17 protein-coding genes and 1 other annotated feature (1 of these 18 only partly in view) are annotated in these 20,395 nt (G+C 45.2%); of the genes, 14 read left to right on the top strand and 3 right to left on the bottom strand.

Annotation, left to right across the window (positions count from 1 at the left end; all coding sequences use genetic code 11):
- Positions 1 to 116, top strand: a binding site (T-box leader); it begins 154 nt to the left of the window's first position.
- A gap of 72 nt (positions 117 to 188) precedes the next feature.
- The gene (gene leuS / locus ASD24_RS12050; protein ID WP_056695934.1) at positions 189 to 2,633 is read left to right on the top strand and encodes a leucine--tRNA ligase; all 2,445 of its coding nucleotides are present in this window, start codon (positions 189 to 191) and stop codon (positions 2,631 to 2,633) included.
- On the opposite strand, the gene comER is transcribed toward leuS, so the two are convergent.
- Positions 2,614 to 3,459, bottom strand: coding sequence for a late competence protein ComER (gene comER, locus ASD24_RS12055; RefSeq protein WP_056695937.1), 846 nt, complete (start codon positions 3,457 to 3,459; stop codon positions 2,614 to 2,616). The genes leuS and comER overlap by 20 nt on opposite strands.
- Before the next feature lie 187 nt (positions 3,460 to 3,646).
- Between comER and ASD24_RS12060 the strand changes: the two genes are divergently transcribed.
- The 4 genes from ASD24_RS12060 (at position 3,647) to ASD24_RS12075 (ending at position 8,669) form a co-directional block, all read left to right on the top strand.
- The gene (locus ASD24_RS12060; RefSeq protein ID WP_056695938.1) at positions 3,647 to 4,258 is read left to right on the top strand and encodes a ComEA family DNA-binding protein; all 612 of its coding nucleotides are present in this window, start codon (positions 3,647 to 3,649) and stop codon (positions 4,256 to 4,258) included.
- 33 nt (positions 4,259 to 4,291) lie between these two features.
- Complete coding sequence (locus ASD24_RS12065; RefSeq protein WP_056695941.1) at positions 4,292 to 4,813, top strand: deoxycytidylate deaminase; 522 nt, start codon at positions 4,292 to 4,294, stop codon at positions 4,811 to 4,813.
- Between the two features lie 228 nt (positions 4,814 to 5,041).
- Positions 5,042 to 7,975, top strand: a complete 2,934-nt coding sequence (locus ASD24_RS12070) for a ComEC/Rec2 family competence protein (protein WP_082560383.1) — start codon at positions 5,042 to 5,044, stop codon at positions 7,973 to 7,975.
- On the top strand, positions 7,932 to 8,669 hold the full coding sequence (locus ASD24_RS12075) for a hypothetical protein (protein WP_162248949.1): 738 nt from the start codon (positions 7,932 to 7,934) through the stop codon (positions 8,667 to 8,669). The genes ASD24_RS12070 and ASD24_RS12075 overlap by 44 nt, the downstream gene beginning before the upstream one ends.
- Positions 8,670 to 8,789: 120 nt before the next feature.
- Here ASD24_RS12075 and ASD24_RS12080 read toward each other — a convergent pair whose 3' ends face one another.
- Positions 8,790 to 9,092, bottom strand: coding sequence for a hypothetical protein (locus ASD24_RS12080; RefSeq protein WP_056695947.1), 303 nt, complete (start codon positions 9,090 to 9,092; stop codon positions 8,790 to 8,792).
- Between the two features lie 350 nt (positions 9,093 to 9,442).
- Between ASD24_RS12080 and ASD24_RS12085 the strand changes: the two genes are divergently transcribed.
- The 3 genes from ASD24_RS12085 to holA all read left to right on the top strand — a co-directional run bounded on the left by ASD24_RS12085 (position 9,443) and on the right by holA (position 12,557).
- Positions 9,443 to 9,991, top strand: a complete 549-nt coding sequence (locus ASD24_RS12085; protein WP_056695951.1) for an RNA polymerase sigma factor — start codon at positions 9,443 to 9,445, stop codon at positions 9,989 to 9,991.
- Positions 9,988 to 11,280, top strand: a complete 1,293-nt coding sequence (locus tag ASD24_RS12090) for a zf-HC2 domain-containing protein (RefSeq protein ID WP_056695954.1) — start codon at positions 9,988 to 9,990, stop codon at positions 11,278 to 11,280. The genes ASD24_RS12085 and ASD24_RS12090 overlap by 4 nt, the downstream gene beginning before the upstream one ends.
- A 260-nt stretch (positions 11,281 to 11,540) precedes the next feature.
- Complete coding sequence (gene holA / locus ASD24_RS12095) at positions 11,541 to 12,557, top strand: DNA polymerase III subunit delta (protein WP_056695958.1); 1,017 nt, start codon at positions 11,541 to 11,543, stop codon at positions 12,555 to 12,557.
- Between the two features lie 212 nt (positions 12,558 to 12,769).
- Here the strand turns inward: holA and rpsT are convergent, their stop codons facing one another.
- Entirely contained in the window at positions 12,770 to 13,042 is a 273-nt protein-coding gene (gene rpsT, locus ASD24_RS12100) for a 30S ribosomal protein S20 (RefSeq protein ID WP_024628504.1), read from the bottom strand.
- Between the two features lie 175 nt (positions 13,043 to 13,217).
- Here rpsT and gpr point away from each other — a divergent pair, with 175 nt between their 5' ends.
- The 6 genes from gpr to ASD24_RS12130 all read left to right on the top strand — a co-directional run bounded on the left by gpr (position 13,218) and on the right by ASD24_RS12130 (position 20,068).
- Positions 13,218 to 14,219, top strand: a complete 1,002-nt coding sequence (gpr, locus tag ASD24_RS12105; protein WP_056695960.1) for a GPR endopeptidase — start codon at positions 13,218 to 13,220, stop codon at positions 14,217 to 14,219.
- Between the two features lie 213 nt (positions 14,220 to 14,432).
- Positions 14,433 to 15,740 carry a stage II sporulation protein P gene (locus ASD24_RS12110; RefSeq protein WP_056695961.1) on the top strand — a complete coding sequence of 436 codons (1,308 nt, stop codon included), beginning with the start codon at positions 14,433 to 14,435 and terminating at the stop codon, positions 15,738 to 15,740.
- A 51-nt stretch (positions 15,741 to 15,791) separates the two neighbouring features.
- Positions 15,792 to 16,154 carry a hypothetical protein gene (locus ASD24_RS12115; protein WP_056695962.1) on the top strand — a complete coding sequence of 121 codons (363 nt, stop codon included), beginning with the start codon at positions 15,792 to 15,794 and terminating at the stop codon, positions 16,152 to 16,154.
- A 147-nt stretch (positions 16,155 to 16,301) separates the two neighbouring features.
- Entirely contained in the window at positions 16,302 to 18,116 is a 1,815-nt protein-coding gene (lepA, locus tag ASD24_RS12120; protein WP_056695964.1) for a translation elongation factor 4, read from the top strand.
- 179 nt (positions 18,117 to 18,295) lie between these two features.
- The gene (gene hemW / locus ASD24_RS12125) at positions 18,296 to 19,480 is read left to right on the top strand and encodes a radical SAM family heme chaperone HemW (RefSeq protein WP_056695966.1); all 1,185 of its coding nucleotides are present in this window, start codon (positions 18,296 to 18,298) and stop codon (positions 19,478 to 19,480) included.
- A gap of 117 nt (positions 19,481 to 19,597) precedes the next feature.
- Positions 19,598 to 20,068, top strand: coding sequence for an N-acetyltransferase (locus ASD24_RS12130; protein ID WP_056695968.1), 471 nt, complete (start codon positions 19,598 to 19,600; stop codon positions 20,066 to 20,068).
- Positions 20,069 to 20,395 lie beyond the last annotated feature (327 nt).

Genomic DNA, 20,395 nt, shown 5'->3' on the forward strand with positions numbered 1-20,395 from the left:
GGAATGGAAATCCGCATCGGTTAACCGCCGTTACAGGTTCAAAGGGAGTGGATGACGAAGCACGTTCATCCGCTAACTAGGGTGGTACCACGGGAATTCAACCTCTCGTCCCTAGCGCTGCAAACGCTACGGGATGCTGAGGTTTTTTTGTTGTAATTTATGTGAATCAACCAGAGGAGGAACAATAGATGAGTGAGAATCACCAGCCGAAGCACGGCTATCAGCCGCAAGTGATGGAGAAAAGTTGGCAGCAATTTTGGGATGAGAATAAAACGTTCAAAACAGGCGAGGACCCGGCTAAACCGAAGTTCTATGCATTGGATATGTTCCCATATCCATCAGGCGCGGGACTGCACGTAGGTCACCCGGAAGGGTATACAGCAACGGATATCGTTTCTCGTTACAAACGTATGCGTGGATACAATGTTTTGCATCCGATGGGCTGGGACGCTTTTGGTTTGCCTGCTGAGCAGCATGCACTTGATACGGGTGAACATCCACGTGAGATCACATTCCGTAACATTGACAACTTCCGTCGTCAGATTAAATCCCTTGGGTTCTCATATGACTGGGATCGGGAGATCAGCACAACGGATCCGGATTATTACAAATGGACGCAATGGATCTTCATCCAGTTGTACAACAAAGGCCTCGCTTACGTTGATGAAGTGCCTGTAAACTGGTGCGAAGCATTGGGTACAGTGCTGGCTAATGAAGAGGTCATTGACGGTAAAAGTGAGCGCGGTAATCACCCTGTTGTCCGTAAACCGATGCGTCAATGGGTTTTGAAAATTACTGAATATGCTGAGCGCCTCTTGGAGGATCTGGAAGAGCTGGATTGGTCCGAGAGCATTAAGGATATGCAACGTAACTGGATTGGTAAATCCACAGGAGCAGAAGTGGTGTTTGCCATTGAGGGACGTGAGGAAGTAATCAAGGTATTCACGACTCGTGCGGATACTTTGTTTGGAGCTAGTTATGCTGTATTGGCGCCAGAACATGAGCTGGTAGATGCCATTGTGACAGCTGAGCAACGTGAAGCGATCAAAGCTTATCAGGAGCAAGCTGGACGTAAGAGTGACCTGGAACGTACCGATTTGGCCAAAGACAAAACAGGTGTATTTACAGGAGCTTATGCCATCAATCCTGTAAATGGAGCGAAGGTGCCTATCTGGATCGCCGATTATGTTCTGGCTGGTTATGGCACAGGTGCAATTATGGCGGTTCCTGGGCATGATACACGTGACTGGGAATTTGCGAAGCAATTCGGACTGGATATCATTGAGGTTGTTGCTGGCGGGGATGTGACCAAGGAAGCGTATTCCGGAGACGGACCACACGTTAACTCTGATTTCTTGAATGGTCTGAACAACGAAGAAGCGATTGCGAAGATGATTGCGTGGCTGGAAGACAGCGGTAAAGGTGAAGGTAAAACAACATATCGTCTGCGTGACTGGTTGTTCAGCCGCCAACGCTACTGGGGAGAGCCGATTCCAATTCTGCATCTGGAAGATGGAACGATGAAGACTGTGCCTGAGGATCAACTTCCATTGTTGCTGCCGGACATCGATCAGATCAAGCCTTCGGGTACAGGGGAATCGCCACTGGCGAATGTAACTGAGTGGGTGAATACGGTTGACCCTGAAACTGGAATGAAAGCACGTCGTGAGACAAACACCATGCCGCAATGGGCGGGAAGCTGCTGGTATTACCTGCGCTTTATCGATCCACATAACGACAAGGAATTGATCTCTCAGGAGAAACAACAACAATGGCTGCCTGTGGATCTGTACATCGGGGGAGCAGAGCACGCTGTGCTTCACTTGCTGTATGCACGTTTCTGGCATAAAGTGCTGTATGATCTGGGCGTAGTTCAGACGAAAGAGCCATTCCATAAACTTGTGAACCAAGGTATGATCCTGGGAACTAATAATGAGAAAATGAGTAAATCTCGTGGTAATGTCATTAACCCAGATGAAATTGTAAATGAATTTGGTGCAGATACTCTGCGTTTGTATGAGATGTTCATGGGACCACTGGAAGCAACAAAACCGTGGAATGCTAACGGGGTTGAAGGCATGTACCGCTTCCTGTCACGTGTATGGCGTCTCTTCATCAACGAGGATACAGGCGCAATTAATGATAAAATTACAGCGGATGGCGGTACAGAAGAATTCAAGCGTACTGCTCACAAAACAATTAAGAAGGTTACAGATGATCTGGAACATCTGCGCTTCAACACAGCGATCAGTCAGCTGATGATCTTCATCAACGATGCATACAAAGCGAATACGTTGCCACGTGAATCGATGGAAAACTTCGTGCAATTACTGTCACCACTTGCGCCACATATGGCGGAAGAGCTGTGGAGTCGCTTAGGTCATGAAGGTGGAATTAGTTACGTAGCTTGGCCAGAATATGACGAAGCTATGACGGTAGACGCTGAAGTGGAGATTGTCGTTCAAGTGAATGGCAAAATTGTAACACGGGCAACTGTTGCGAAGGATTTGGATGCACAGGGCATGCAAGACTTCACAATGGAGCTTGCACCTGTGAAGCAGGCTCTGGAAGGCAAGACCATTCGTAAGGTCATTGCCGTTCCAGGCAAACTGGTTAATATTGTTGCCGGTTAATCTCACTGGCTTGGAATAGTTCATTAAGTTTTACCAAGTCTTCATCATATTTGTCATGGGTGGTGTGAATGAGGCTATCAAACACACCGTCCAGACTAATCTTGAGTAGTGCCAAAGCTTGGGCAGTGATGCCACCGGGAACAGCAACACGAGCTTGAAGTTCTTGAGGCGTATACCCTCCTTCAGTGAGCAGTTTACCTGTTCCAAGGAGCATCTCGCCTGCAAGAGCGCATGCATCTGCTCGTTTGATCCCTGTAAGCTTGACGGCACTCTCAATCCACTGTTCCAAAAAGAACGATATGAATGCAGGTCCGCAACTGGAAAAGTCGGATGTTATGCGTGTGCAAGCTTCATCCACTTGGTAAGGTTTGCTGAAATGACTCAGCAAGCCTTCCAACACAGTGCGATCTTCAGGTGTCATTCGTTCACCGTGTATACATAATGACGCTCCGCTGCCGACCTGATGTGTGACGCTTGGGATAACTTTGGAGACTTTGCAAGGAAGTGAAGATTCCAGATGACGCAGCTGCACGGGACTAGTGATCGAGACAATCATATGATTGGGATTCACGACGGGCAGGATCTCGTCAATAACATGTTTGAATTCAAGCGGCTTCACACAGAGGAAGATAATGTTGCTTCGGATAACGGTTTCCCGATTACTCTGTGATTCATGCAGACCGGGATAACGGAGGGATAACTGACGCACTTTGGAAGGGGTACGATTGCTTGCGGCGATCTGCCGCGGCTCCAATGCTCCGGATTGGATCAGGGCATAGATCAGCAGGCTTCCCATGCTGCCGGTTCCGATAAATCCAACCTTCATTGTTTCAGGCCTCCTTTCATGCTTTACGGTACTGGCGTAGTTCGTTCCTTCTAGTCTATGCAGCATAACTTGTTTGACATGACATCAAAAAAGGAATGTGGAGTTTGTAGTCCATTTATAGACGGTTCGGAAGCACCGCCCGTGTTCAAAATTAATCTATTTTGATAACAGGGAGAGGTGTAGACGAATGAGATGGAAACAAGGATGGACTATTGGTGCTGCGGTAATTGGAACAATACTTATATTATGGTCAGGCAAAAGTGAACAGCCGCCTTCTGGCTGGGAACCGATGCAGATTGCCGCCCAAACGCCGACGCTCAAACAGGAATCTGCTGTTGTAGAGTCGGCTGTTTTGGGTCAAAATAGTGAGTTGTCAACGCAAGCTGTAGTAGAACAAGCCACACCGGTCAATGCGGGGGTGAATCCTGCTGGAGACAGTGAGGCTTCTTCTACGATGCAGGGGAAGGCATCGGAAGAGAAGAGTCCAGACGTGGGTAATATGGAATCTGCTACGTCTGCAGCGGTCACGAATAACTCAACTGAAACAGAAATGAAGCCTGAACAGCAGGTTACAAGTCCACCAGAGCAACAGGTTGTCGACAATGGTAAGATTGATATCAATTCAGCCCCTGTCTCTAAACTCACCGAGCTTCCAGGCATTGGAGAGAAGAAGGCACAGGCCATCGTTGATTATCGAAATGCACACGGATCGTTTACAAGAGTCAGTGATTTGACCAAAGTAAAAGGAATAGGTATGAAAATGCTGGAGAAGATGGCTCCTTATGTGCAGATTCGCTAAATTAGATTATTTCAATCGGGAGAGGATGCAAATATGAGTACAACAGATGTACGCAAAGACTGGGATACTTACTTCATGGATATTGCTTATATGGTCTCAACCCGCTCCCGCTGTTCGCGTCGGCATGTAGGTGCAGTGCTTGTCCAAGGGAAAAAACTGCTCGGAACAGCATACAACGGGGCACCTATGGGCGTACCTGATTGTTCAGAAGCAGGATGCATGATATCCGAAGAGTATGAACTGGTTGTGACTGATGGTCAAGAAGAAATGGTCAAGAAGCAACGGTGTATTCGCACCATTCATGCGGAGCAAAATTTGCTTCTGTTCACGGATCGAATCGATCGGGAGGGCTCTTCTGTTTATGTGACAGATGAACCTTGCTGGACCTGTTCTAACATGCTTGCGAACAGCGGCATTACAGAAATTGTTTTCCATCGCCCGTATCCTAAGGATACCAGTAAAGTAACACGTATGATGGCGCAAAAAGGGATCACATTCCGTAAGTTGGAGCAATATCAGCCTCCACGTGAGACGATGATGACGATCAGTGACTAAACTATTAGGCTGGTAGGACTATAACAGCTTCTTATACTGTCGACTCTTTTACTGGGCGTGAGTATTGTGATGTGAAATTGCTTAACTATATACGCTTTAGATCGAGGAAGAACCTCCGGTTAGCTACGTTAGCTACTGGGGGTTTTTCTGCTTCTAGAGGTTATTCAAAAAGTCCGCTTTTAACTGCTTTAGATTAGCTTCTGCAAAAAAACGATAAGGGGGATTGGGATGAAAGGTAGGCCGTTATTGCTATTTACAGTCTGTTGGTTATGCGGAAGTGTAGTGGGATGTGCATTGTCAGGGTGGACACTTATGTGGGGGTTGGTGGGAGTGCTGGCATGTTTGCCCCTCCTTTTTCACTGGATGGATATTCGTGGCTGGGCTCGTCTATTACTTGTTGCATCGCTTCTAGGTGGTCTTGCTCACTGGGAATGGAATGATCTGCGTAATGTCAGCGTCTTGCCGGAGATCACTGGAAGGAGTCATCAGGAGCTTGATGGATATGTAGCGAAGCTAGAAGGTATAATAGCGTCAGCTGTTCGTGTGGATGGAGATCGAGCCGATTTTGAGCTGTTACTTTCTACGATATATCCAGAATCAGACCCGTTATCTGGCACCGAAGAAAGGGTAGATCCGAAGCAACAGCCGATGCATGACGTAGGTGAGCGTTTGATGGTACAAGTCAAACTAGCTGAAGAAGAAGAGCAGGACATAGCGATGGCGTGGAGCCGCGGGGATACCATGATATTGACTGGCTCGTTCACTAGACCAGGGGAAGCCCGGAATTATGGTGGCTTTGACTATCGTAATTATTTGCGGACACAGGAGATACATTGGTTGTTTAAGGTCAAAGGTGCCAGCTCAATCACTTCCATACAGCCTGAAGGCTGGAGCCGTTTTGATATTTTTCGTTGGAATGACATGATCAGATACCAGTTAGGTTCTGCATTAGAGGACTTATTTCCTGAACCCCATGCTGGATATATGAAGGGGCTGATCATAGGCATGGCGAAGGACATTGATCCTGATACTTATGGTCACTTCTCGCAACTTGGCCTTACCCATATCCTAGCGATATCCGGCACACATGTTGCCGTGTATGTTGCTTCATTGTTATTTCTGTTGTCTTGGCTGAGGTTAACTAGGGAAACATCACTCACAATTGTGTTATTTCTGATCCCTGCATATGTCATGTTATCTGGCGGTTCACCTTCAGTCATTCGTGCAGGCATTATGTCCATGCTTGGCTTGTATATGGCTAGGCGAGGCTTGGCTAGAGATGGATTGCAGATGATTAGTGCCGCAGCATTGTTAATGATGTGGTGGAATCCGTATTTTTTGCTGAGCGTTAGCTTCCAGCTTTCTTTTCTAGTCACCGCTGGCTTAATGATCTACATGCCCTTTATTAACCGTCTGTTTAGAAAATTACCGAAAGCACTGGCTGCGACAGCCTCAGTGACTGTTACAGCGCAGCTCATTTCATTTCCAGTGACCATATTGTATTTCAATCAATTTTCAGTATTATCGTTTGTAGCCAATTTCCTCTTTGTTTCCCTCATTAGCGCAGTAGTTTTACCCCTAGGAGCCGTTGCATTGCTATTGTCTATGATATGGCTACCTCTGGCCAAACCGTTTGCTTGGCTGGTGATCCTCCTAAATAAACTGACTTTTGCTGGCATTGAGTGGTTGAATAGTTTGCCTGGTTTTGTACTCATCTGGGCTACGCCTACCTGGCTGTGGGTTGGAGTCTATTACGGAGTGTTGTATGCACTATTACGTATATGGTTTCAAGGGAATGGTCAAGAACCGCAATGGAGCAGTCATATTGAGGAAGAGACCAAACCTTTGAAACGCGAAGATGCAGCATGGGCGACCTCTAAGATGAATGGCAGACTTGCCTTCAAGTCCTCTCTTTACCCACTGAATCAGAATCATATAGCGCAAGCAAAGCACAAGGGTTCGATGACAACACTCAGCGCAAGTATTGCCTGGCCAGAGTATACAAGTGCATTTCGGGCTAGAGGAGCGGGAGATGATCCGGGGAGACAACGACCTGTTTATGAACGATGGATATGCGGGTTGCTTGCGATTACTTTAATTGCAGGGTTATGGTGGGCTTATCAGACTCCACAGCCTTCGCGGACGGGTGTAGTTCAGTTTCTCGATATTGGTCAGGGGGATAGCACGTTAATTACAACGCCTGAGGGGAAGCATATCTTGGTTGATGGTGGGGGTACAGTTAGCTTCGGTAAGCCTGATCAATCGTGGAAAACTCGGCGTGATCCCTATGAAGTTGGAGCTAAGGTGGTTGTACCCTTGCTGAAAAAACGAGGCATCCATCGGCTGGATGCCGTTATCGTGACCCATGCCGATCAGGATCATGCTGGGGGATTACAAGCTGTACTGGAACAGATTCCAGTGGAGCGTTTTATGTTCAATGGCACAACAAGTGGTAAGAGCAATTTTGATAAACTTATAGATACAGCTATTGAGCGTAATATACCGCTATATGCAATTCGGCAAGGACTGTCTTACGTAGCCGATGAGGAGACTACGTTACATTTTATTAATCCAGATCTAGATACCTTGCATCTTGAGGCTGAGGATGGTACTCCTGTATCTGAACATCAAAATCATGATTCGGTTGTCTTTTTGCTGAATATGGCTGGCGCTTCATTTTTGTTCACGGGAGATATGGATGCAGCAGCCGAGCAAGATCTGCTCCATATGATTCAGAATGGCTCGCTTGCTACCCAGTTTGAAAGACAGAATGTAAAAGGTGGAATTGTTAATAAGGATGTTCCTCTGGAACTAATGAAAATGATTTCGAGCAACAAAACGGTTGGGAAAGTCACTGGTGATGCAGAAGAGACGGCAACGAAGGAGGTGGAGGAGGAGTCGATCTCCATTGACGTCCTGAAGGTGGCTCATCACGGTAGTAAAACGTCGTCAACCGAAGCATGGCTTCAACATTGGAATGCCAAAACCGCTGTAATCTCCGCTGGAGTCAACAATACCTATGGTCATCCCAATCCGGGAGTAATGGAACGTCTGGGGGAAACGGGATCCGAGATCTATCGAACAGATCAGATGGGGGAGATCCAGATGAGGGTCAAAGGTGGGGAAATTGATATTCGATATAAATTGGAGGGTAGGGAATGATGAATTTTCGGATATTGCAGGACATTGGATATTTTTCTCGAATAGTATTTTGATTAATTTCATCACTCATTTAAACTCCCAAACTGTATTTCCTGCTGACTTATTAAGACAGACTTCAGTCATTCAGGTTCAATGGGATGCTGAGCTAAAGCAGGCCAAGGTGCTGGTTGGAGATTCTTCTATTGTGGTGGAATCGAAGGACACAAGTGCACTGCTCAAGAAAAAAGAGCTGGGGAATCTTAGTCGATTCATTGGCAAGTCTTACTGGATTAACAGTGATACGAGTCTGGGGCAACGTTTCAGCAAAGTGACCATTACGGATATCAAAATTGAAAAGAGCAACAGTGATCGAAGTTACACCGTTGTATTCAGTAATGCTAAAGGAAAAACGGTTTCTGCTTATGCAGGAGGTGCGCCCTCTAGTGTGACGGAAATGCTTGCTGATTCTGACCAATTCTTCTCTTCTGATCCTTATAAGAAATACAATTGGTCTCAGTCCACATGGAATAAAATTATTGCTAGAGAAGTAGCTCTAGGAATGAACATGACGCAGGCGCGCTTGGCGTGGGGGGATCCAACGAGCATTTCGTATGAAACAAGTTCAAAAGGCAAGATCGAAGCTTGGGTATATTCTAGCTCCGCAGGTGTAAGAGCTTTAGGATTTGCCAATGGCAAACTGATTGTGATTTACTGATCATTACACGAATTATTCATTTCTTTTGATTACAAGTTACAGGACTGAACAAAAAAGCCCGCTTCCCGTACCCTCCATCTGAGAGGGATCGGAAACGGGCTATTTAATTGCTAGTTGAAACTATTCAACGCCATCTTTGAAATGTTTGTTCCAGTGCTTATCACCTTTATGCAGAAGGTCTTCTACTGTTTTCTCAAGCGTAAGCAGAAGCTGCTCACGAACATCAAGTACGGTTTCTCTGTACAAGCGTTCTTCCGATCCGACAATTTTATCGCCGTATAACGCTTGTGCAGCAGTGTATTTCCGATGTTCCTCTACCAAGGTATCAATGGATTCCAGTGCATGTTCTACAAAATGAGAAATGCTTTGATATTCCTTAGGCATTTGTTCTTTTAACAATTGAATTTTCGCTAGAGCTGGCATGCTCATCACCTCGTATTATGAATGTAAATTTACAATACACTATTTTCATGAAAATTGCATTAAAAAGAGCTTAAATTTGTACAAAATTCGACTTTTTTTTAATTTTTGCTTCTGAAGCCTGTTTGCTATAATATATGCTATTGCCCATCAATTGAATCGTGTAAGTACTGGAATAGCTTTTTACTGCTGTGATGACGCTTTATGCAATTTCTGTTATTCTAAAAGAAGATTTTGGGCGGCCCTTAATACATAAGCCGTTATTTTTATGATGCCAATAAAAAAATACTTAACTTTGCAACAATTTTATTGATGGTCACGTCTGTAAGGTTGCAGGGAGAGGGGGATCCTTTGTGGTAGAGCCGGAACTCATCAGAGCCGCTCAATCGGGCGATCGCGACGCTCTAATTACCCTATTGCGGAACATTGAACAGCATGTTTATCGATCCGCATTTTACATTTTAAATAATGAACAAGACGCTTTGGATGCTGCTCAGGAAGCGTTGATCCGAATTTACACCAAGATTAATTCTTATGAAGAAAAAGCACAATTCAAAACATGGGTTCAACGCATTGTAACGAATATCTGTATTGACAAATTTAGAAGAACCAAGCCTTCTGTCTCGATTGACGAGCATGAGATGGTTTTTCAAGATAATCAAAATGTAGAATTTGAAGTCATGTCCACGTATGTGGCAAAAGATATTCAGGAGGCGATCAACAAGCTTCCAGAGCATCATCGAACCGTGATTGTTCTAAGATACTTACAGGATTTATCGTATAACGAAATTGCGGACTGTCTTGATCTTCCGTTGAATACGGTGAAGTCTTATTTATTCCGAGCTAGACAACAATTGCAAAATCTATTACAGGAGTATCAGAAAGGTGGTGTGACAGGATGAAATGTGATGAGGTGGTGGAATGGATGCACCGGTATCTGGATCATGATCTGGGTGAGGTGGAGACCGAGCAGTTGCTACAACATGTGGCCAAGTGCCCGGAGTGCGCCGAGAATTTTAGCTTGCTCAGAGCTTTGTCCAGAGAACTGGAAGATTTACCGCAAGTAACCCCAAAGTTTAGTTTAGTGGATGCAATTATGCCTCAATTAGATGCGATCGACGAAGCGCGGAGGGAACAGAGCAGCACAATGCAAGAAATGAGTCCTGTCCCTGCTGCATTTGAAAATTTACAACGATCAAGTGAGCGGAAAGTTAAACCCTCATGGTTTAATTCTATGGTTGGTCGAATGTCTATGGGGGCTGCGGCAGCAGTCTTGGTATTAGGCGTAGCTATGTGGGGTTATAAGCCTGAGAAAATTGAAAATGCAGAGTCAATGATGGGTGCAGGGAGTGCTCAAGAAAGCGGTAATGAGGATCAGAACGCTTTGAGAATGGAAATTAGCAACGAGGATTCCGCTGCTCCTACAGAAGGAGATAACAGTACAATGTCAGGGCTGTCCAAAGATCAGCCTGATACACAGCCTGATACACAAGAATCTACTTCGACAGTAAATCCTGAGGAGAATGAGTCGGAGAACGTGCAGGAAACTCAACCACAGGAAGATGTAAAACCGAAACAGCCTTCGGCTGATGCTGGGGCAAAAGTCGATGCGCCGAAAGAAACACCTTCTGCGTCAACTCCTTCGGAGAATCAAGGGAATGCTAATCAAGCACAACCTGATCAACAAAAGAGTGTAGAACCGGGAAGTGCTGATGCTCCTCAAGGGCGTTCAGATGATGGTGCTGGAACTGATCCTGAAACTGGAGAGTCAGAGTCTTTTTCAACGCAAGATGTAGTGCCGCATGTGAATAATGACGAACCAGCAACGGGGATGGTCGCTCCTAATGCAGATCAGAGCCCTGAGCAGGCGACAGAAGGTAACAATGGATTGGTTGCTCCAGATCGTGGGTTTGCTGCTGCGGTGACTCCTCCTGCAACAGAGTGGAAGTCTCCGAATGGTTCTTATCTGGTTATACAGATCGGCAACCAGCTCAGTGTCTATTCTAAATCTGCCAGTGATTCTGACGTTCTGAATCTAGTAGAACAACGTGATCTGGAAGGAACATTGAAATCGGCTAGCTGGTCCAAGGATAGCACTGTATTCAATTATGAGACAGAGAAGGATGGAGCAGCACTGAAACAATCATTTAATGTAGCTCCAGCAGCAGACAGCGAGAATTCCGGGAAATAATCGATCGTACCATATTATGGTTATCAACTGTCCATGGAAGAACATTCTAGCTGCATCCGAATATAATGGAAGTAAACCACGTCCTATATCAGTTATAACAACTGACGTCGTATGACCGCGCATCAGCCTCTTCTAGAGTGGTTGGTGCTGCGTTTATATAGATGTAGGACTAAGGGGTCTTCATCCACATGGTGGATTGAAGGCCCCTTTGTTGTCTGTCACGTTTTCTGGTAGGATAAGAGGGATAAGGAGGCACCGTGATGGATGTGAAGAGTGCAACAAAAGCAATACGAAGTGGGGATACGGCTCCGATATATGTGCTGTACGGAACGGAGAAATACCAGATACAGCAATTTACGGATATGTTGAAGGAACAGGTTATTGAGGAGGAGCATCGAGATTTTGCGATTGTACCTTATGATCTCTCGGAGACGCCTGTAGAAGTTGTTATTGAAGAAGCGGAGACGGTTCCTTTCCTTGTGCCACGTAAACTAATTATTGTTAGAGATGCGAATCTGTTTACAGCCGGTAAGGATTCCAAAATTGAGCATCAAGTTGATCGCTTGCTGACATACATGGATAATCCTGCGGATTACAGTACAATCGTATTTTTAGCCCAAGGGGATAAGCTGGACGAGCGCAAAAAGTTAGTGAAAGCTGCGAAGAAGCAAGCCATTGTGCTTTCGTTTGCTCCACTTAGTGGGGAAGAGTTGTTGAACTGGATTGTGAAGCTGGCTAAACAACGTGAGGTTACCTTTGAGCCTGGAGCTCCGGATATTCTAGTTAGTTTTGCTGGCACAGGTCTACAGACGTTATCTGCTGAAGTAGACAAGCTCTGCCTTTTTGCTGGAAACGGTGGCATGATTAGACGTGCGGATATCGAATCGTTGGTTGCGCGTAGCACGGAGCAGAATGTATTTGCTCTAGTAGAGGAATTGGCGAATCTAAGGCTTGAGAAGGCGTTATCCCTATTCTATGAGTTGTTGAAACAGCGCGAAGAGCCTATCAAAATTGCGGCATTGATCGCTAGACAGTTCCGAATCATGATTCAAGTGAAGGAGCTTGGGCAACAGAGCTATTCACAGCAGCAGATTGCAAGCCAGCTTGGACTTCACCCCTATGCAGTCAAAATTGCTGGGGAGCAGGCACGTAAATTTCAACCTGAACGTTTACGACTGATTTTAAGCCATCTGAGTGAGCTGGATTATCAAATGAAAACAGGCGCTGTAGACAAAGTGCTGGGTCTGGAGTTGTTTTTGTTAAAACTTGGTGCCTAAGAAATGTTGCGTGATATGGTGTAATGTTAATCATTATTGCGAATTATTCATTAGGGCAAATAGACAAAAGCGGCTCTCATTCCGTTGATCAATGATCAACCGAGTGAGAGCCGCTTTTTGTTCTGATAGTACTCAACCGACCACATAGCTAAAAAATCCTGAAAGCACATGCTGTTCAGGATTTTTCCATTGGATCGTATAAGTAACGCTTCTTACGCTTGTGCGGAAAGAGCGTTCAGTTTTTTCGCCAAGCGAGACTTTTTGCGAGCTGCAGCATTTTTATGAACCAGACCTTTAGTTACAGCCTTGTCCAGCTTTTTGGAAGCAGCTTGAATTGCAGCTTTAGCAGTATCAACTTCGTTGCTTACCAGGGCAGCATCAGCAGCTTTAACAGCTGTACGAAGTGCAGATTTCTGGGAAGCATTGAGTGCGCGGCGCTTGTCGCTCGTTTTTACGCGTTTAACAGCGGATTTGATGTTTGGCATTACATTCACCTCCTGTAAGGCATTTGCATGAATACAAACGTTTCACAACTTAAAATATTCTAGCATGATGGCATGCAAATTGCAACAGAAATTCCTATCATATTCGGGCATGTTGCATAAAGTATCCCTTTTTCCCACACAATATGCTCAAATGCGGTAAGGGAGGCAAGAACGGATGACACTTGATTTACAAAACTATACAGTACGCACTGATTTGGCGATTGATTCAAAGGAAATGGTTCAAGGTGAACAAAAGCAAACGATCCCAGGGCTGCGGGAAGATGTAGAGACCAAAGAAGGAATCACGATTACGCGGATTGATGTTCTGAACGATGCTGCGGCACAAGCCATTGGACGTGTGAAGGGACATTACGTTACGTTGGAGGTTCCAGCCCTTCGCAATGGAGATACGGAACTACAGGAGCGTGTTGCTGCGGAGTTCACTCGAGAAATGGAAGACTTTATGACCAAAGCAGGCATTAACAAAGACTCCAAGATCTTAATTGTGGGATTGGGAAATTTAAATGTGACACCTGATGCACTTGGCCCGTTAGTCGTGGAGAATCTCATGGTTACCCGTCAATATTTTGAATTAGTACCTGATCAGGTAGCGCCAGGCTATCGAGAAGTGAGTGCTATTGCTCCAGGGGTACTCGGAACTACGGGGATTGAATCGAGTGATATCGTACAAGGTATCGTGGATCGAACCAAGCCAGATGCGATTATTGCGATTGATTCTCTTGCTTCCCGTTCATTAGAACGTGTCAACACGACGATACAAGTTGCAGATATAGGGATTCACCCAGGTTCTGGCATTGGGAATAAGCGACGTGGCTTAACGAAGGATATTCTGGGTGTGCCTTGTATTGCAATTGGTGTCCCTACCGTATGTTATGCATCAACGATTGTGAATAACGCAATTGAAATGATGCGGAACCATTTCCGCCAGGAGACGGATCAAACGAAACAAATCATGGGCATGCTTGACAACATCAGTGAGCATGAGCGCCTCAGTTTGGTCAAAGAAATATTGGAACCACTGGGTCATGATCTGATCGTAACCCCTAAAGAGATTGATGAGTTTATAGAAGACATCGCTAATGTCATTGCAACAGGGCTGAATGCAGCACTACATGATGCTGTAAATCCTGACAATGTAGCCGCATATACACATTAATTGAAATTGGTGAAATTGACTTTACAGAGTTAACCACTTCAAGCCACCTCCTATCTTTTCCTGGAAAATGCACCTTCCAAACCCTATTAGAAGAGAGTCCGAATCTATCGGACTTTCTTTTTTTTGGAGATTGTCCTCTTCTAGTTCTATCAATTCTAACTAGCTCATAGAGTTGGAGTATAAGAGTTGTCCAGCAGGGAAGGAGACAGAGGCATGAACAAAATATTGGCATGGAATATTGGCAAGTGGAGAAAAAGATTTCTGCATGTACTGGCCATGGGTCGTACATTGCTGTTGCTTATGATTATATCGGTTCTATTTTTTATTGTACTCGGTCTAGGAGGAATGGCAGAGAAGCAATTGAATAACTCGCCTGTTTCTTCAATGAAAGGATTCGCGAGTACCGTGTCTAGTCGTTTTTTTGTAGACATGCTTGGTATGGAAGTACCGCACTTAACTCAAAAGGAACAAACTTCCGCGTTTTCAGGTGAGAATTTAACTACGTTTGTTTTTCAACTGCTCACCAATGTTAATCCTCAGGATCCCAAAAGCTTAATTGCTAGAGAAATGCCAGGAATGGGCTCGAATCAGCCAGTGTTGCTTCGACCAGGCTCGGGCAATGAAAAAGCAGAAGCGCCAGAGGATTATCAACCCGGTCCCGGATTAACGGACACAGCTTCAACGAATGGTGGGAAAAGTGAGGGAGAACTACATACTCCACCAGGGCAGGATGACACGGACTCACCAGATGCTGACGAGACTGAAGATCCTGGAGATTCCAAAGATCCAGAAGCTCAGGAAGATCCGCCTAAGAAGAATCCAGAGGATAATCCCGAACCTACATTAGATAAAAAGGCGGTTCTCATCTATCACTCGCATCCACGGGAAGGATACAATCCATTATTAGGCACCAAGAGTGATAATCCTTCGTCTGGCAAGTCCACAGGCAATGTTTTTCAAGTGGGGAGCTATTTAACAGATAGTTTGGAAAAACTAGGTATAGGGGTTAAACATGCCAAGGAGGATTACCCTACTAAAGTGAAAGATTACAACTGGAATTATTCCTATAAATATTCACGCCAGACGGTAAAAGCTGCACTTGCCCAAAATGATGATCTTACCTATCTCATTGATATCCACAGGGATTCACAGCGCCATAATAAAACAACAACAACGATTGAAGGTCTTGGATATGCAAAAGTCTACTTTATCATTGGGCATGAAAATCCAAACTGGGAGAAAAATGAAGCCTTTGCGGCTAAGATTCACAAGAAGCTTGAGGCCAAGTATCCTGGGGTTTCTCGTGGGGTCTGGGGGAAAACTGGAGGAGGAGCTAACAATGGTGAATACAACCAGACGCTGTCTCCAAACAGTATCCTTATTGAAATCGGAGGCATCGATAATACGGCAGCTGAATTAGAGCGAACCTCTAAAATATTAGCTGACATGATTGCCGAAGTGTATTGGCAAGATCAGAACGTAGATAAGGCAAGTGCGGAAACAAAAACACAAGGTGGTTAGCGTTGAGTCAACGGAGAACATTCTAAATCATGTATCAAGGGGGCGAAGGGCTTGTCCAGATTCGGGAAAAAGCTGTTATCGGTTGCTGTTCTGATGTTACTGGGAATTCTGTTTGGTATGCAGCTGGCAGGCAGTAACTTTCAGCTTGGGAATGATCAGCAGGAAAGTCCTGCGCTTGTAAAGTCAGAGCCAGCATCCGTTGCAGTCGAATCTGAGCCAGAGCAGCCTGTGGAGCAGGTCGAAAAAAAGGAACCACCGGTTGTACCTGTCCAATCGCCGAGTCAGGTGTTAGGAGCAGAGCAGAGCCAAGCACCGGTTGATGTTCTTGCTGATAAAACGGCGGGACTTCTTCAGAACCTTTCTCATAGCGGAATTAAATGGGTGGTCTCCCTGTTTAGTGGCGTTGCTGAATAAAAAGCAATACATTCAAGGCAAAATATACCCCTGGCAGCTCTTCGTAGTGATAAATTATGATAAAGTTGAAACATCATGGGATTGATGCACCCTGCATCAACTGTTATAATGAAGTGATTGACACTAGGCTGTTTCTGGGGGTAAGGAATGACTGACATTCGGGCAAGACAACGTAAAATTCGTAACTTTTCAATTATTGCACATATAGATCACGGCAAATCAACACTTGCGGACCGGATCTTGGAGTACACAGGTGCGCTTACATCGCGTGAGATGCAGGAGCAAGTGCTGGATCAGATGGATCTTGAACGCGAACGTGGAATTACGATTAAACTGCAAGCTGTAGCTTTGACTTACAGAGCAGACGATGGCGAAGAGTATTTATTGAACCTGATTGATACGCCAGGACACGTAGACTTCACGTATGAAGTATCACGGAGTTTGGCTGCTTGTGAAGGCGCACTGTTGGTAGTGGATGCAGCTCAGGGGATTGAAGCGCAAACACTAGCTAACGTATATCTTGCGCTTGATAACGATCTCGAAATTCTACCAGTCATCAACAAAATCGACCTGCCAAGCGCTGATCCTGATCGCGTGAAACAGGAAGTAGAAGATGTGATTGGGCTTGATACAAGTAATGCAGTGCTGGCTTCCGCCAAGGCTGGAATTGGTATCAAGGAGATTCTTGAGCAAGTGGTACAAAGCGTACCTGCTCCTGCGGGTGACCCGGATCAACCACTGAAAGCGCTGATTTTTGACTCGCACTATGATCCGTACAAAGGTGTAATCGTATACGTACGTGTTGTGGATGGTAAGATCAAATCCGGTTCGAAGATCAAAATGATGGCAACAGACAAGACATTTGAGGTTATCGAAGTGGGTGCCTTCAAACCACGCATGACCATTGTGGACGAGCTAAACGTGGGTGACGTTGGATTTATCGTAGCAGGTATCCGGCACGTAGGAGATACGCAGGTCGGGGATACAGTAACCGATGCGAAAAAGCCAACGGCAGAGCCTTTGCCGGGTTATCGCAAAATTAATCCAATGGTATACTGCGGCCTGTATCCGATTGAAACATCGGATTACGTGGATCTGCGTGAGGCATTGGAGAAATTGCAGTTAAATGATGCTTCACTGAGCTTTGAGCCAGAGACATCCAGTGCACTTGGATTCGGATTCCGTTGCGGATTCCTCGGATTGTTACACATGGACGTTATCCAGGAACGGATTGAGCGTGAGTTCAACATTCCGTTGATCACTACTGCACCAAGCGTAATCTATCATGTCACTCTGACCAATGGTGAGATGATTCAGATCGACAATCCATCTAACTACCCTGAGGTAGGACGGATTGATTATGTTGAGGAACCATATGTTAAAGCAGCCATTATCGTACCGAATGATTATGTAGGTACCATTATGGAATTGTGCCAAAACAAACGTGGCGAATACGTTAATATGGAGTACTTGGACACTACGCGGGTTACGATTACGTATGAAATCCCATTGTCCGAGATTGTGTATGACTTCTTCGATCAATTAAAATCAAGTACCAAAGGTTACGCGTCCTTCGACTATGAGTTGTCTGGTTATCGTCAGTCTAATCTGGCGAAAATGGATATTTTGCTCAATGGAGAACAGGTCGATGCTCTGTCCTTCATCGTTCACCGTGACCGTGCATATAACCGCGGCCGCATTATCTGTGAGAAGTTGCGTGAGCTGATTCCACGGCAAATGTTCGAGGTGCCGATTCAGGCATCCGTTGGAACGAAGGTAGTGGCGCGTGAAACGGTAAAAGCAATGCGTAAAAACGTACTTGCTAAGTGTTATGGTGGTGACATCTCGCGGAAACGGAAACTGCTTGAGAAGCAGAAGGAAGGTAAGAAGCGGATGAAGCAGGTTGGTAACGTTGAGGTACCACAAGAAGCGTTCATGGCCGTGTTGAAAATTGATGATTAATAATTCAATTTCGGGTACATCACAGAATGTGTGTATCGAAATTGAATTGTAAGATAAGACGTTGAATAATAATATGATATAGATTGAACTGACACCTACGAGTAATTTCAATTTATATAATGAAGCTGAGAGGGGAAGCCGGATGGCTTTCCTTTTTTCAAATAGAGGGGGACTTACCCATGACATTGACATCACAAAGCCGGAAAACAGGTTCACCCCAAGCGGTGTACCTTCACATTCCCTTTTGCACGAATAAATGTTTTTACTGTGATTTTAACTCCTACGTTCTGAAGGATCAGCCTGTCATGCAGTATTTAGAGGCATTGGAACGGGAAATGGAGCATACCGTTAAGGCGAATCCGCCAGGCGAGATTAAAACTATATTTGTAGGCGGGGGCACGCCGACAGCCTTGAAGCCTGACGAAATGGCTTACTTCCTTCGTTCCGTCAAAACGTATTTCCCCAATTGGGCAGACGATATTGAGTTCTCAATGGAAGCGAACCCGGGCACTACAGATGCGGAGAAGCTTGCTGCGATGAAAGAAGGCGGCGTTAACCGTGTCAGCTTTGGTGTGCAGGCTTTCCAAAATGACCTACTCACTGGCATTGGTCGTATTCATAACACAGATGATGTATATCGTAGCTTGGAGAATGCACGTAAAGCAGGATTGAGCAACTTGTCCATCGATCTAATGTTTGGTTTACCAAACCAGACGGTAGAGATGTTGAATGAGAGCATCGACAGAGCGCTGGAGCTGGATCTGCCGCATTATTCAATCTACAGCTTGAAAGTGGAAGAGAACACTCTTTTCCATACACTGTATCAGAAGAATCAATTGCCGCTACCGCATGAAGATGATGAATTGCAGATGTATCTTCTATTAATGAGCCGAATGAAAGAAGCGGGCTATGAACAATATGAGATCAGTAACTTTGCTAAACCTGGCTTCGAGAGTCGTCACAATATTACCTACTGGCGCAATGAGGATTATTATGGACTTGGAGCAGGTGCACATGGATACGTAGGACGCGAACGGCATATGAATATTAAAGGAATAAATCCGTATGTTGAAGCTGCCAAAACGGGACTGCCGCGTTTGGATCATTTTGAGATCAGTCGTCCAGAAGCGATGGAGGATTATCTCATGGTTGGACTCAGAATGCTGGAGGGTGCCTCGGCCTCACGTTTCAGTGAGCAATTTGGTGAATCCATTGAAGAGGTGTTCGCAAAACCATTGGGCAAAATGTTAAACGCAGGATTACTTGAGCGGACGCCAGACGGCTTCCGGCTGAGCGAGCAGGGTATCCTGTTCGGAAACGACGTTTTTGCCGAGTTTATTGGCTCGATATCGCTAAATTCGTAGCTTGAAATTCTATACGCTCTGTTGTATATTTATTCATATTGATTTGACAGAGCGTGTAATTTAACAACTACGAAGTTAGCTTTCCTTCGGAAAGCTTGGTAATAGGAGGAGAGCAGAATGTCGGTAATATGCAGAAAAGCCGTGCCGGAAGATGTTGAACCGCTATATGAAATGATTAAGGGATACGCAGAGCGTGGGATCATGCTTCCGCGATCAAGGGAAGTACTGCATAGGCAACTGGAACACTTTGTCGTCGCTGAAGTGGACGGAGAGGTCGTGGGATGTGGGTCGCTTTGCCGTTTGGGCAACGATTTGGTGGAGGTTAGATCCCTTGGTATCTCAGAAGGACACAAAGGACTGGGGATAGGTTCCCGGTTGCTGGATCGACTGGTGGAAGAAGCTCAGAATCAGAAAATTCCTAAAGTGATGGCACTCACATATGAAGTTTCTTTCTTTGAGAAAAATGGCTTTGCCATTGTAGATAAAGAGATTTTTCCTGAAAAAGTATGGACGGACTGCGTGCACTGTAGCAAACAAAATTGCTGCGACGAGATTGCAGTATTGAAAGAACTAGAAATTTCCGCCTGATGCATAATGGGTCGCATGAACAGAGTCTTGAGTGAACAACTCTACTCACATGCGATCCTTTTTCATGCATATTATGTATAATGAATGTTGAGTGTTATGACTGACGGAGAATGGTCTATACTATTAGAGATATCGCATGATTTCTATCTTCTTCGTTCTAAACGTGTTCTAAAAAACATGTCAGATTGAACATACGTAACAAATTGATGAGCATCGTTATGAAACTGACTTGACAATGTTCATGTCAGTTTGGTATTTTTGTATTACCGCTTAGCACTCATCTAACCTGAGTGCTAACGACATGGGACATTGCAGTCAGAAGGAGGG

The organism is Paenibacillus sp. Root52, from assembly GCF_001426865.1.
Lineage (GTDB): Bacteria > Bacillota > Bacilli > Paenibacillales > Paenibacillaceae > Paenibacillus.